16 protein-coding genes and 1 pseudogene are annotated in these 12,936 nt (G+C 68.2%); 11 read left to right on the forward strand and 6 right to left on the reverse strand.

The window, feature by feature from the left end; genetic code table 11:
* From AAG801_RS34100 to AAG801_RS34135, 8 genes and pseudogenes are all read left to right on the forward strand, one after another.
* A pseudogene (locus tag AAG801_RS34100) lies at positions 1 to 680 on the forward strand (helix-turn-helix domain-containing protein); the annotation flags it as partial.
* A 48-nt stretch (positions 681 to 728) separates the two neighbouring features.
* The gene (locus AAG801_RS34105) at positions 729 to 1,427 is read left to right on the forward strand and encodes a hypothetical protein (RefSeq protein ID WP_341892400.1); all 699 of its coding nucleotides are present in this window, start codon (positions 729 to 731) and stop codon (positions 1,425 to 1,427) included.
* A 30-nt stretch (positions 1,428 to 1,457) separates the two neighbouring features.
* The gene (locus AAG801_RS34110; protein ID WP_341892401.1) at positions 1,458 to 2,216 is read left to right on the forward strand and encodes a thioredoxin family protein; all 759 of its coding nucleotides are present in this window, start codon (positions 1,458 to 1,460) and stop codon (positions 2,214 to 2,216) included.
* A gap of 40 nt (positions 2,217 to 2,256) precedes the next feature.
* Positions 2,257 to 2,826 (forward strand): hypothetical protein, encoded by a 570-nt coding sequence (locus AAG801_RS34115; RefSeq protein ID WP_341892402.1) that lies wholly within the window; start codon positions 2,257 to 2,259, stop codon positions 2,824 to 2,826.
* 104 nt (positions 2,827 to 2,930) lie between these two features.
* A complete protein-coding gene (locus AAG801_RS34120) occupies positions 2,931 to 4,001 on the forward strand; it encodes a putative FMN-dependent luciferase-like monooxygenase (RefSeq protein ID WP_341892403.1) in 1,071 nt (356 codons plus the stop codon).
* A gap of 10 nt (positions 4,002 to 4,011) precedes the next feature.
* Positions 4,012 to 4,635 carry a CMD domain protein gene (locus tag AAG801_RS34125; protein ID WP_341892404.1) on the forward strand — a complete coding sequence of 208 codons (624 nt, stop codon included), beginning with the start codon at positions 4,012 to 4,014 and terminating at the stop codon, positions 4,633 to 4,635.
* Positions 4,636 to 4,642: 7 nt separating this feature from the next.
* Positions 4,643 to 5,254 (forward strand): alkylhydroperoxidase domain protein, encoded by a 612-nt coding sequence (locus AAG801_RS34130; RefSeq protein WP_341892405.1) that lies wholly within the window; start codon positions 4,643 to 4,645, stop codon positions 5,252 to 5,254.
* Between the two features lie 94 nt (positions 5,255 to 5,348).
* Complete coding sequence (locus AAG801_RS34135; RefSeq protein WP_341892406.1) at positions 5,349 to 5,612, forward strand: hypothetical protein; 264 nt, start codon at positions 5,349 to 5,351, stop codon at positions 5,610 to 5,612.
* A gap of 13 nt (positions 5,613 to 5,625) precedes the next feature.
* Here AAG801_RS34135 and AAG801_RS34140 read toward each other — a convergent pair whose 3' ends face one another.
* From AAG801_RS34140 to AAG801_RS34150, 3 genes are all read right to left on the reverse strand, one after another.
* Entirely contained in the window at positions 5,626 to 6,348 is a 723-nt protein-coding gene (locus AAG801_RS34140) for an AP2 domain-containing protein (RefSeq protein WP_341892407.1), read from the reverse strand.
* Between the two features lie 42 nt (positions 6,349 to 6,390).
* Complete coding sequence (locus AAG801_RS34145) at positions 6,391 to 7,101, reverse strand: Crp/Fnr family transcriptional regulator (RefSeq protein ID WP_341892408.1); 711 nt, start codon at positions 7,099 to 7,101, stop codon at positions 6,391 to 6,393.
* 158 nt (positions 7,102 to 7,259) lie between these two features.
* Positions 7,260 to 7,994: a hypothetical protein gene (locus AAG801_RS34150; protein ID WP_341892409.1), complete on the reverse strand. Its 735-nt coding sequence runs from the start codon at positions 7,992 to 7,994 to the stop codon at positions 7,260 to 7,262.
* A 298-nt stretch (positions 7,995 to 8,292) separates the two neighbouring features.
* Here AAG801_RS34150 and AAG801_RS34155 point away from each other — a divergent pair, with 298 nt between their 5' ends.
* Together AAG801_RS34155 and AAG801_RS34160 are read left to right on the forward strand one after the other, a co-directional pair.
* Positions 8,293 to 9,318, forward strand: coding sequence for an AraC family transcriptional regulator (locus AAG801_RS34155; RefSeq protein ID WP_341892410.1), 1,026 nt, complete (start codon positions 8,293 to 8,295; stop codon positions 9,316 to 9,318).
* 290 nt (positions 9,319 to 9,608) lie between these two features.
* The gene (locus AAG801_RS34160) at positions 9,609 to 10,400 is read left to right on the forward strand and encodes a winged helix-turn-helix domain-containing protein (RefSeq protein WP_341892411.1); all 792 of its coding nucleotides are present in this window, start codon (positions 9,609 to 9,611) and stop codon (positions 10,398 to 10,400) included.
* A 16-nt stretch (positions 10,401 to 10,416) separates the two neighbouring features.
* Here the strand turns inward: AAG801_RS34160 and AAG801_RS34165 are convergent, their stop codons facing one another.
* A complete protein-coding gene (locus AAG801_RS34165; RefSeq protein ID WP_341892412.1) occupies positions 10,417 to 10,779 on the reverse strand; it encodes a c-type cytochrome in 363 nt (120 codons plus the stop codon).
* A gap of 171 nt (positions 10,780 to 10,950) precedes the next feature.
* On the opposite strand from AAG801_RS34165, the gene AAG801_RS34170 reads away from it, so the two are divergent.
* Positions 10,951 to 11,631 carry a hypothetical protein gene (locus tag AAG801_RS34170; RefSeq protein WP_341892413.1) on the forward strand — a complete coding sequence of 227 codons (681 nt, stop codon included), beginning with the start codon at positions 10,951 to 10,953 and terminating at the stop codon, positions 11,629 to 11,631.
* A gap of 34 nt (positions 11,632 to 11,665) precedes the next feature.
* On the opposite strand, the gene AAG801_RS34175 is transcribed toward AAG801_RS34170, so the two are convergent.
* Both AAG801_RS34175 and AAG801_RS34180 read right to left on the reverse strand, forming a co-directional pair.
* Positions 11,666 to 12,472 (reverse strand): PPK2 family polyphosphate kinase, encoded by an 807-nt coding sequence (locus AAG801_RS34175; protein WP_341892414.1) that lies wholly within the window; start codon positions 12,470 to 12,472, stop codon positions 11,666 to 11,668.
* A gap of 48 nt (positions 12,473 to 12,520) precedes the next feature.
* On the reverse strand, positions 12,521 to 12,936 hold a 416-nt coding region (locus AAG801_RS34180; RefSeq protein ID WP_341892415.1), incomplete at its 5' end, for an RNA-binding S4 domain-containing protein.

A 12,936-nucleotide genomic window follows, 5' to 3' on the forward strand; every position in this document is an offset into this window, starting at 1 on the left:
TGCCGGCGCTGCTGGCCGAGGTGGCGGAGGCGCGGGCCGTGCTCGAACGTCCCGCCGCCCGGCGCATCGCCGCAGAGGGCGAACAGGCCTTGCGCCTGGACGAAGTCGAAGCGCTGCTCGCATCCGATGCGCTCGTCGTCGATGCCTGCCGCCGCGGTGTCGGCGGCGGCGACACCTGGCGCTCGCTCGCGCGCCGGCCCGTGCTGTTCTCGCTGGCGCGCGCACTGGCTGCGGCCTGGCCCGGCGATGTCGACCGCGACGCGCTGATCGCCGACGCTTTCCGCACCCGCGACCCCGACGAAACGCACCGCGCGCGGCTGCGCGTCGAGATCGGCCGGCTGCGCGCGCTCGTCAAGCCGATGGCGCGCATCGAGGCCACGCCGCAGGGCTTCATCCTCACGCCGCACGATGCGCGGCCGGTCGTGGTGCTGGCGCCGCCGATCGACGGCGATCAAGCCTCGCTGGTGGCGCTGCTGTCCGACGGCGCCGCCTGGTCGACCTCGGCGCTCGCGCTGGCCTTGGGCGCGAGCCAGCGCACCGTGCAGCGCGCTCTGGCCGAACTCGAGGCCGAGCGTCGCGTGCGTGCCATCGGGCAGACGCGGGCGCGCCGCTGGCTGGCCCCGCCGCTGGCGGGATTCACGACGATCTTGTTACTCCCCGCCGCGCTGCCGATTGAATAGAGTCGGGCTCATGCGCTACCCCCTGTGGCGCACCTACAGGAGCCCACCATGAGCAGCAGCAACAGTCAGAGCAAGAAGGCAGGCAGCAAGGACCGCTTCGAAGGCGCGGTGCAGGCCGCGGAGATCGTGCGCGAGTACGGGCCGTTCGAAGGCGTGGAACGCATCCACGGCGTGACGCACGACGGCCACCAGGTGTGGGCCGCCACCGGCGGGCAACTGGTCGCCTTCGACCCCGCGAGCGGCAAATCCACACGCCGGATCGACGTCGCCTGCGACGCCGGCACCGCCTTCGACGGCACCTGCTTCTATCAAATCGTCGAGGCGCGCATCGACAAGATCGATGCCGCCACCGGCAAGGTGCTGGCGTCGATTCCCGCGCCCGGCAACGGCTCCGACTCGGGCCTCACCTGGGCCGAAGGCAGCCTCTGGGTGGGCGAGTACCGCGACCGCAAGATCCACCAGATCGACCCGGCGACGGGTGCGATCCGCCGCACCATCGAATCGAACCGCTTCGTCACCGGCGTGACCTGGGTCGACGGCGAACTCTGGCACGGCACCTGGGAAGGCGACCAGAGCGACATCCGCCGCGTCGACCCCGCCAGCGGCGACGTGATCGCGCGGCTCGAAATGCCCAGCGGCGTCGGCGTGAGCGGCCTGGAGTCCGACGGCGCGGGGCTTTTCTACGCCGGCGACGGCCGGGCCAGCAAGGTCCGTGCGGTGCGCCGCCCGAAGGCCGCCACGGCCTGAACGAAACACAAGCCAAGGAGCACACACACCATGAACACCACAGTGAATCACCCCGTCGTGAGCCAAGACCGCTGGATGGACGCGCGCAAGTCGTTGCTGGCGCGCGAGAAGGAACTGACCCAGCTGCGCGACCGCATTGCCGAGGAGCGCCGCTCGTTGCCCTGGACGCGCGTCGAGAAGGCCTACGTCTTCGAAACGCCCACAGGCCGCCGCTCGCTCGCCGACCTGTTCGAAGGCCGCCGCCAGTTGCTGGTGCAGCACTTCATGTTCGGCCCCGACTGGGAGCAGGGCTGCCAGAGCTGCTCTTTCATGGCCGACCATTCCGACGGCATGCGCGTGCACCTGGAACACCGCGACGTCACGCTGCTGGCCGTGTCGCGCGCGCCGCTGGCCCGCATCGAGGCTTTCCGACGCCGCATGGGCTGGCAGTTCCCCTGGGTCTCGTCGCACGACAACGACTTCAACCACGACTTCGGCGTGAGCTTCACGCCCGACGAAATGGCCAGCGGTGCGGTCGCCTACAACTACGTGAAGCAGCCGTTCCCGAGCGAAGAAGCGCCCGGCGTCAGCGTGTTCTTCAAGGACGATGACGGCGATGTGTTCCACACCTACTCGACCTACGGTCGCGGCGTGGAAGTGATGATGGGCACCTACAACATGCTCGACCTCGTGCCCAAGGGCCGCGACGAGCACAACCCGTCCTACGCGATGGACTGGATCCGTCACCACGACCGCTACGAGCCCGCGCCCGTTGCGGCGGCCGGTGGTTGCTGCCACGCGCAGTCGTAAAAAAGCGTGCGACCTGGCGTGTTGTTGAACGGTCCGCACCATGGCAAGCCTCTGGCCCTGGCTGGCGGTGGCGGGAATGGGCGTCCTGCACGGCCTGAACCCCACCACCGGCTGGATGTTCGCCGCCGCGTGGGGGTTGCGCTCGCACGACCGGGCGCAGGCACTGCGGGCCCTGTGGCCGATCGCGGTCGGGCATGTGGCTTCGGTCGCGCTCGTGGTCGTCGCGGTGGCCTTCGGCCTGTCGATGAACCGGGGCCTGCTGCAGTGGCTCGCCGGCGGGTTGTTCATGGTGGTTGCGCTCGTTCACCTGTCGGGCCGGTTGCCTGTCATGGCGCGTGCGCCGGCGGGGCATGCAGGGCTGGCGCTGTGGTCTTTCATGATGTCCACCGCGCATGGCGCCGGCCTGATGCTGGTGCCGGCGCTGATCCCGCTGTGCATGGGCGATGCATCGAAGGGCGCGATGAGTGGCTCGCTCGTGCTGGCGTTCGCGGCCGTCGCGGTCCACACGGCGGCGATGCTCGCCACCACCGGGCTGATGGCCGTCGGCGTCGGTGCGGGCATCGGCTGGCTGCGGCGCCTCAATCGGCGATCACCTGCGATGCCGCACTGAATGCCAGATGCACGCAAAGCGCATAAGCAAGCGCGAAAACCGGCGTTCCATTCGAGCGGCCTGCGGCGCAACACTCGAAGGCTCTCGACCCCACAGGCCTTCGGATGCCCGGTACCTTCACTTCCCCGCGCAAGCGGCTCGGCTTTTTCAGCCGGCTGCTCGACGATGCTCCCGCCGCCGAGCGCTACCGCCTCGTCACCGCGCAGATTGCCCACGCCGAGGCCTTCGGCTTCGATTCCGCCTGGATGGCGCAGCACCATTTCCATGAACACGAGGGCGGCCTGCCGTCGCCCTTTGTCTTTCTTGCTTACGTGGCTTCGCGCACGCGGCGCATCCGCCTGGGCACGGGCATCGTCACGCTGCCGCTGGAGAACGCGGTGCGCACGGCCGAAGACGCGATCGTGCTCGACCTGCTCTCGGGCGGCCGGCTCGAAGTGGGCGTCGGCACGGGCGGCACGCCCGCGTCTTTCGCGGCCTTCGGGCTGGACAGCGACGACCGCGCAGCATTGTTCGACCGCCAACTCGCCACGGTGCGCGACGCCTGGGCTGGCCGGCCGCTGCCCGGCGGCGACACGCTGTACCCGGCGGGCGCGCAACTGCTCGGACGGCTCTGGCAGGCCACGTTCTCGGTGAGCGGCGGCACGCGCGCGGGCACGGCCGGCGACGGGCTGATGCTCTCGCGCACGCAGCCGCGCGCCGCGCAGGCGCCCGACGCATCGCTGGCCGACCTGCAGGACCCGATCATCGACGCCTACCTCGCCGCGCTGCCGCCGGGCCGCACGCCGCGCATCGTGGGCTCGCGCAGCGTCTTCGTGGCGGACACCCGCAAGGAGGCGTTGCGCCTCGCCGAGATCGGCCTGCGCCGCTCGGTGGTGCAGGCCGCGGCCACAGGGCAGATTGGCCTTGCAGACCGCGTTCGCGCCGATGCGCCGCTCGACGAACTGATCGCCGCGTACGACGTGCATGTCGGCGCGCCCGACGACGTGATCGCCTCGCTGCGCGCCGACCGCACGCTCGCGCGCGTGACCGATCTCGTGTGCCAGGTGCACTCGGTCGATCCGCCGCACGCGGCCATCCTGCGTTCCATCGAACTGACCGCCACCGTCGTTGCACCCGCCCTGGGTTGGTCGCGCGATGCGGGCGTGCCGGACCTTCAATCGCTTGCGCTTCTCTAAGTTGCTTCTCATGAATGCTGTTGTCTCTTCTTCTCCCGTTCTTCAGACCTTCGACGTGATCGACCAACTGGTGGGCATCGCGCCCGGCAGTGCGCTCGATCGACTGCGCGCGCAGCGCGAGCAGGCGCGCACGCAGGCGCAGCAGAGTTACGTTGCGCTGTTCGCGCCGACCGAACCCGTGCCCGAGCACTTCGAGATCGCAGACCGTTTCGCCGTCGCGGCCTTTGTCGCCGGCTTGCACGGGCAGCCCGACGTGGCGCGCTTCTATGCCGAAGCCTTGTCGGACCAGGGCGTGGCGCAGGCCATCGAGGCCGAGGTCGCACGCGGCGCCGCGCAAGGGCCGTATGGACGCTATCCGGAAGGTCCGCTCAGCGTGGAAGACGAAGCCGGCCCGGTCTACGCCGTCGATGCCGCACACCGCACGGTGCTCGGCGAACGGCTGTCGGCCGGCCTCGCGCATGCACACCTGCTCGTCTTCCACCCGCGCGATGCCAGCCCGGCGGCACTGCAGGCGCTGCTCGATGCGGGATGGCGCACCACCGAGATCGTCACCTTGTCGCAGCTGGTGGCGTTCCTCGCGTTCCAGATCCGCGTCGTCATCGGCCTGCGCGCGCTGGCCACCCCTTCTGCATGAGCGTCCCATGAGCACCGAATCGACCCTGAGCCATCCTGACAACACGCACCCGCGCACCTTCACGCAGGCGCAGCTCGAATGGCTGCCCTGGCTCGCACCGCTACCGGAGGACGAACTGACCGAACGCCACTACGCAGGCCTCGTCGATGCGTCGCGCGCCAAGTCGCCGTACTTCCGCTTGCTGGCGCGCGACCCCGACATCCTCGGCGCGCGCACACGCACCGACAAGGACATCTTCTACAACCCCGAGGCCGGCCTGCCGCGCGCCGAGCGCGAGCTGTCGGCGGCAGCCGCGTCGCGCTTCAACGGCTGCATCTACTGCGCCTCGGTGCATGCACGCTTTGCCTCGCACTTCTCGCAGCGCACGGACGATGTGCAACGGCTGCTCGACGAAGGCGTGCAGGCCGACCTGGGCGTGCGCTGGAACGCGATCGTTGCGGCATCCGTCGCGCTGTCGGCCACGCCATCGACCTTCGGACTCGCGCACGTCGAAGCGCTGCGCGCGCAAGGACTGGACGACCTCGCGATTGCCGATGTCGTGCATGGCGCGGCCTTCTTCAACTGGGCCAACCGGTTGATGTTGTCGCTGGGCGAACCGCAGGAGTCTGCTTCAAGCTAGGCGCACATGGCCGCGCGCAGCTTTGTTGCGGCGGCAAGTGAGCGGGATCACAGTCGGGCGCGCGGGGCGCCATCGGGTCGGCACGATGACCCGCATGCACACCGACGCTCCTGGGTACGCAACGACGACACACCATGGCCGCGCGCCCGCGTTGGGCCGGTCTTTCGGCAATCCCTTCGTGCGCTGCCGATGCGGACTGGCCAGCCTGGAGCGCATCCATCGGCGGCCGTGGATGAAGTTCCTGCCCGTTCTGCGCTTCTATCGCTGCAGCAGTTGCGGCAAGCCGCAACTGGCGTCGAAGCGCGCAGTGCGCGATGCGGTCATCGCGCACAGGAGCGGGCAGCAGAACCAGCGCTGACGCCCGTGGCAACTCAGGCGCTCTTGTCGCGCAGTTGCTTTTGGCGCTCGGCGATCGCCATCTCGCGCGCTACGTCGTGGCCGAGCGCGCGCACCGAGAACGACTTGCTCACGCTGCTTTTTCCCGCCGTGTAGGTGATCGCCACCCAGTACCCGGGATGGCCCGCGCGCGGCGTCTTGAACTGCACGCCGCTGACGCCGCTCGTGTTGTTGCGTCGCACGATCTCCGACTTCGAGCGCTTGGCCGGCAGCTCGGCTTCGTCGTCGGGCGGCGGGCGTTGGCGGATGGCTTCCTCGGCGGGATGCAGCCGCGCCAGGCCGACCATGCGGCCGAGCTGGCGTTGCCGCTCGCCGATGGCTTGCGCGCGAGCGGCGTGGCCCCAGTCGGTGAGTTCGAATTCGGTGCGCAGGATCTCTTCGTGGCCGAGATACGTTTTGGCCAGCCAGGCCACCGGCTTGCCTTGCGCGGACAGCCGAGGGAAGACGCCGGGCTCGCCCGTCTTGTTGTTGCTGCGCAGGGCCTGCGCGCGTTCCTTGCGCGCGACCGGCGGGTGCTCTTTCACGATGGTGTCGCGCCAGGCCTGGGCGCGCCGCAGCGCCTGTTGGGGGCCGCCGTAGCTGGCGTGGCCGAAGAGGTGCGCGTAGCGCACGCCGTTTCGCACGAGCGACACCTCGAAGCCCCAGGGGCGCGGGGAGATGCCGTACATGTCGACGGGGTTCGGAATTCCTTTGGGCATCGTCGGTGCTGTACTTTTTTCAGGGCAGATGAATGCGGCGCGTCAGGGCGTTTCGGGGCGGTCGCCGTCCCACGCACAGAGCTCGTCGGAGAGTTCGCGTGCTTCCGGCGGCAGGCTGCCGAAATCGGTCGAGGCAAAGGTCGGCGGCACGTGCACGCCCTGGTCGTCGCGCCGCACCAGCCCGCGGCTTTCCATGTCGCGCATGGTCTTGTTGACGACCTCGCGCGAGAGCCCCGAGTACGACGCGATGACCGCCTGCGTGATGCGCTTGTCGTAGCCGCCGGTGGCCGCAGGCGCCAGTTGCGTCAACTCGTGCAGCACGCGGCTCACGAGGCTTTCGGACGACAGCGACGAGATGCGGCGCAGCTGCCCGCGCACCATGGCGACGCGCTTCATCGCGACCTCCAGCAGGCCCATGGTCACCTCGGGGTACAGCGCGCACAGCCGGCGCACCGCAGCCACGGGCAGGTGGTAGACCGACGAGGGCAGGGCGGCCACCAGCGTCGAGGTGGCCTGGTAGCTGTTCTCGCCGAGCGAGGGGCCGAGGAAGAAATCGCCCCGACGGATGAAGTCGGTCGTCACGTCCCGGTCGACCGCGCGCAGCAGGCCCGTGGCCACGCAATAAATGCGGTCGGTGTGCGTGTCGGCCTGCAGCACGATCTCGTTGCGCCGGTAGGAGTGAAGCGCGCTGCTGCGAACCAGGGCGGCGCGCTCGTCGGGCGGCACGCTGGCGATCAGGGGATGGAGATACATGGCCAGGGCGGTTGCGAGACCAGCGGCGGTTCATGCGCATGCGCGAATCCACGGGCGGCGGTCAAGGAACGGGACGGTGCGGCGCCCCCGGGGCGGCTCGCCGTCGAGCGCCCCTTCGCCGGACCGGGTTGCGACGGGCTGCGGGCAACGTCGCCATGTCAGCCGGGCTGGAGCTGCGCGAACAGCGTGTCGATCCGGGCCCGTTCCTCGGCGCCTCGCAGACAGCGCTCGCGCAGCCACAGGGCATCTCCCTGTCGCGCGATGCGCAGGTCGTACACATGCTCGATGTCGTCGACCACGACGTCGCCCGCAGGCCGCACCTTGGCCGTGGGCGCGGGGTGCGGTTGTGCGGCCCACAGCGCCAGCTCAATCTCGGCGGGGCTCATGGGGCCGCTGTCGCGCAGTGCGATCCAGTCGGCATGCAACTGCGGCAGCGCGGCGACGCCCTTCACGAGGATCGGCTCGCGCCCGAGCGCCGCGAGCAGGTCGTCGAGCCGTGTGTGCCGGGTTCGCAGCAGAAAGCAGTCGTCGCGCAGGCAGGTGAGGTCGGTGTCGGCCACCGGCGACGGCGGAAAGGCCGCGAAGAGCCGGCGCCGGATCTCGCGGCTCACGCCCGCCGCCACCTCCGGGCCGTCGCTGTCGGCGAGCTGCGAAAGGTTGGCAATGAACACCAGCGCGCACACCCGGCCCGCTGGCGGCAGGGGAGAAGAAGGCCGCACCGTTTCGGCAAGGCGGCGCGGGGTCGGCAGGCAGGACGCCAGCGCCGCGCGCCATCGCGCGCCGAAAGGTTCGATTTCCGTGAAATACAGAGCAGCCATTTCATCCCCAGTAGAGAAAGTTCCGGTTGACGTTCGATTCGAATGAATGCTACGAATCGCGCCCTTCTTTGACATTCGCTTTCGCGGCACGGATGTGTCGCGAGTCACATTCAGATGCAATTGCCCGCCGGGTGCCTGGTCTGGGGGCCAGGCAGCGCCGGATCGATGCCCTGAGCGGCGGGTGGTGGGTGGGCCGGTTCGTGCGCTGTTCCATCCCCTCGAACTCGCGGGTTTTCGTTTCTGTTATCTCTGTTATTGTTTGTAAAAATTATCCGGGGTCCGGGCGGACCTGTCAGGAAAAAATCGGGGAATTTCCGTCTGTGACCCGCGGCTTTGGGCGTTGCGCCGGCCGCATGGAGGAAGGGCGTGCCACATGGCCGAGACCGACAGTCGCATCCAGCGCTTTCACACTGGCATGGTGTCGCGCAAGGACGGCTTCGCCTTCTGGGCCGACGAGATCGGTCCGCACGTGGGGTCGCTGGACAGCCCCGAGCGCACGGACTTCCAGCAGGAACTCACCATCGTCGACACGGCCGGGCTGGCCTTCATGCGGGTGCACGGCAGCGGCGCGAGCATCGAGCGCAAGGGCCCGAGCCAGCTGATGGGGGCCGAGGTCTATCCCTATCACCTGCTGCTCAAGCTCGACGGCGGCCTGGCCATCAGCGAACAGCGCCAGCGCATCGAGCTCGGCGCCGGCGACATGGTGCTGATCGACTCCTGGCAGCCACTGCACCTGCGCTCTACAGAGCTCACCAACTCGTGGACGCTGGGCCTGTCGGAAGCGGTAGTCAACCGCTGGCTCCCGCACGCAGACCAGACGACCGACCTGCGGCTGGCCGGCGGCAAGGGCTGGGCCGGCATGCTGTCGGGCTACCTGCGCGCGCTCGACGTCGAGCACCTGTGCAGCATCCAGAGCCCCGCCGAGCGCCAGTTGCTGGGCGAGCACCTGATGTCGATGCTGTCGTTCGCGCTGGAGCAGAACGGGCTGTCGGCGCAGCCGGGCGCGCTGGGCGAGCCCGTGTCACCGCGCGACGGCGACCTGCACGCCCGCATGCGGGCCTGGATTCGCGACCACCATGCAGACACCGAGATCGACGCACAGAAGCTGGCCGTCAGCTTCAATGTGTCGGTGCGCTACGTGCACAAGGTGTTCGCCAAGGCCGGGCGCGGCATGACCTTCCTGGAAACCCTGCAGGGCGACCGGCTGGAAGCCGCGGCCCGGATGCTTCGCAGCGCCGCGGGCGCGCGCAAGTTCGTCGCCCAGGTCGCCTATGACTGCGGCTTTGCGGACCCGGCCTACTTCGGCCTCGTCTTCCGCAAGAAGTACGGCTGCACGCCGCGCACTTTTGCTTTGCAGCAAGGGCCGGTCGCGGAAGACAGCGCGCTGCTCCTGCGCTGACCGGTGTGCCGCCGGCCGCCCCGTCGACCGGCTTGTTTCGGCCTCCGCCATGCGGCCGTGCCCGATTTTCATATTTCTGTTCCTTTTATTGATACCTGTAAATTTTGTTCGGGCTTAAATTGCCTTCTCGGGGAATTCCTCCGAATGGCAGGGCATTTGTAAAAAAATGAATCTGCCTTCAACAATTCGGAGCAATTTATTGCCCGAGGGTTGAGTGCCAAAGGTTAATTTTTTGGCCAACTCGACAAAAATAGAGGTTTGTAACGCCACGATGTGCAAGGTAATTTTCAATGCTTGAACAAAACTCCCCGCACATTGCAGTGTTGGACTCTTCCCCCCGAATGCGCTGGCACGCGAGCCGCGCCATCAAGATGCTGGGTTATACGCCCTTTGCATTTGCCAATATCGAAGAATTGATCGAGAAGGTGCCGGTCGGCGGTAAGTTCGAGGCGCTGCTGATTTCAATTCCGTCGGCGCCCGACGACGTGCAAAAGCTCATTGGCCAGGTGCGCGAAACGCTGCGCTACAACACGCCATTGATCATGAGCGCGCGCAAGCGGCAAATCCGCGGGCTGTCGCTGTTGCATGCGGGGCCAGACGACGCCGTATTGCCGGAGCCGTCCACCTTCGAAGAGATGTATTTCATGCTCGAATTCTTCCTGCGGCAGCGCAATCGGCCGGTGGTGCCGCGCAGCCTGGAATGGAATGAATTCAGCCTGTTGTCGCCATTCGACATGGTGGATCTGGCGGGCACGGAAATTCGCCTGACACCCATCGAATTCGACTTGGCGGCCGAATTCTTCCGCCACATGAACAGGCCCTTGGGCCGCGAGCACCTCGAAATGATCGGCTGGCAAAGCGGTGTCGCCGTCGGCTCGCGCACGCTGGACGCCAACGTGTCGAAGCTGCGCCGCAAGCTCGGGCTGTATGTCGATCAGCCGCACGGCCTGTCGTTGCATGCGGTCTGGGGCATGGGCTACCAGCTGAGCCAGCTGGGCACGCGCGATGCGCCCGCCACCTGGACCTTCCCGGCGGATTTCCGGGTGGCGTCTTCGGGGCCTCAGCCGCAACTGTCGCGCTGAGCGACACCGCGCCGACTCAGCGGGCGGGTGGTTGCTGCTGCGCCAGCACCCAGCGCGCGAGCACCTGCGCGTCGGCCTCCGTGACCAAACTCTGGCGCGGCATGATCACGCGGCCCCAGGTGCCGACGCTGCCGTTGCGGATCTTGTCGGCCAGACGCACCGGCGCGGTGGCGTCGTTGCGGTAGCGGTCGGCGATCTGCGCGAAGCCCGGCCCGACCTGCTTGTGCACCAGGCCGTGGCAGGCCATGCAGGCGTTTTTGCGTGCCAGGTCCAACGGGGAGGGTTGCTGGGCCGTGGCGCCGAAGGGTGCAGCGACCAGGAAGCCGGCGAGTGCGAACTGTAGAAGGTGGGGAATGGGAAGCGAGGGAATGCGGTGCATGAAGGGGAACTGGGAGCAGGCGAAAACTGTACCTTGCCCTGTCGCAGACCCCCGGTCGCTGCCCGAATGCCCCGCCTGGAAGCCGTCGCTCATTCGCGACAAGTCGATTCAGAAGTAACTATATGTATGGTTAAATCCCTCGCAACTACCGCGAAGAGGACGAGGGATCCCATGAAGTTGCTGCTCAGCATGGCATTGGCCACCGTGGTTCTGGCCGGATGCGCCAGCGCACCGCCCACCGGACCCGGGAAGGGCACCGGCATGTCGTACATGCCGATGGTCGCCATGGAAGGCGTGGACAAGGTGCGCTACGACAGCGACGTGGCCGACTGCCGCACGGCCGCCACCCGCATCACCGCGCGCAGCGAATCGGGCGACGCCATGTGGGCCGCATTGGGCCTGGGCCTGATCACGGTGCACGGCCAGGGCATCGTGGCCGCGGCTTCGTACACCGGCATCACCGCCGCCGTCATCGACTGGAACAGCCGCCCCAGCGGCGCGCTGATTGCCGAACACCAGCAGATCGCCATCGTCCATTGCATGGCCAAGCGCGGCTACCGCAACCTCGACCCGGACGTGCAGGACACGTTCTACGGCAACACCTTCAACCCCGTGCTCGCGCTCAAGCCGCGCCGCACGGGTGTCGACACCTACAACGTCGAGCAACTGGCCAAGGCCGGCCGCTGCAACGTGCAGCCGCGCGCCGAGATGACGGCCAAGGGGCCGGGTTACGAAAGCTACAGCGTGCCGTGCGCGAACGGCGTGGCCTGGGCCGTGCGCTGCGAGTTCGGCAACTGCCGCGTGCTGGCGCAGACGCCGGTTCGCCCGACGGCGCCCGTGCGCCGCTCCTGAGCCCGCACCATCCGCGAACCCCTCGCGGATCAGGTCACTTCACGACCATGCCCTTGAGCGCCGGATCGGGCGGCGGGGGCTTCAGCTTCATGTCGCGCAGCGTCTTCACGAGCAGCTGGGCGATCACCATGTTGCGATGCCGCTTGCTGTTGGCCGGAACCACATGCCACGGCGCGTGGTCGCTCGACGTGGCGGCCAGCGCGTTCTGATACGCCTTCTGGTAGTCGGCCCACTTGGTGCGCACCTCGAGGTCGCCCATGCTGAACTTCCACTGCTTGCCGGGCGTGTCGATGCGGGCCTGCAGGCGCTCGCGCTGCTCGTCCTTGTCGATGTGCAGCATGCACTTGACGACGACCGTGCCGGTCTCGGTGAGCAGCCGTTCGAAATCGTTGATCTGCGCGTAGCGGCGGCGGGCTTCCTCGCCGTCGATCCAGCCTTCGACCACGGGCACCAGCACGTCTTCGTAATGGCTGCGGTTCCACACCATGATCTCGCCGGTGCGCGGCACGGCCGCATGACAGCGCCAGAGGTAGTCGTGCGCGCGTTCTTCTTCGCTCGGCGCCTTGAAGGCCGTCACCCGCACGCCCAGCGGCGAGGTGCGCGAGAACACCCAGCGCACCGTGCCGTCCTTGCCGCTGGTGTCCATGCCCTGCAGCACCAGCAGCACCTTGCGCCGGCCTTCGGCGTGCAGCACGTCCTGCAGCTCGTCGAGTTCGAGAGCCATCGCATCGAGCGCGGCGCGCTGGGCCGCCTCGTCGCCCGTGAGAAAGGACGTGTCGTCGGGGTCGATGCGCGAGAGCTTGAACTTGTCGCCGACGCGGTACTTCTTGAACTTGGACATCTGCGAGCGCTCCGTCAAAAAAGAAACGAAGCCCGCAGGGTACGCGAATCAGCGTGACGGGCGGCCGGTTGACGGCGGGTGGTGGTCGTCGTCGTTGTCGTCGATCGACGCGCTCCAGCGGTTGTCCCACTCGGCCTGGTGGCGCACGCCGTCGATCTCGCGCCGGTCGCGCTTGGTGGGGCGGCCCTGTTCGATGGCCAATGCCGGCTCGCTGCCCATGCGGCGCTGCTCGCGGAAGGCGGCCTGCGCCGCCAGGCTCTCGGGCGTTTCCTCGTACAGCTGCTGGGCCACGGGCGCCGGGCCACGCTGGCCGCTGAGGCCGCGCACCGTCACGGTCCGCGTGAGCGGGCCCATGCGCAAGGCGACGGTGTCGCCGGCCTTGACCTCGCGCGAGGCCTTGGCGACGTCGCCGTTCACCAGGATGCGGTTCTTGCCGATTTCGTCCGCGGCCAGCGAACGGGTCT

It is taken from the genome of Variovorax sp. YR752 (assembly GCF_943372545.1).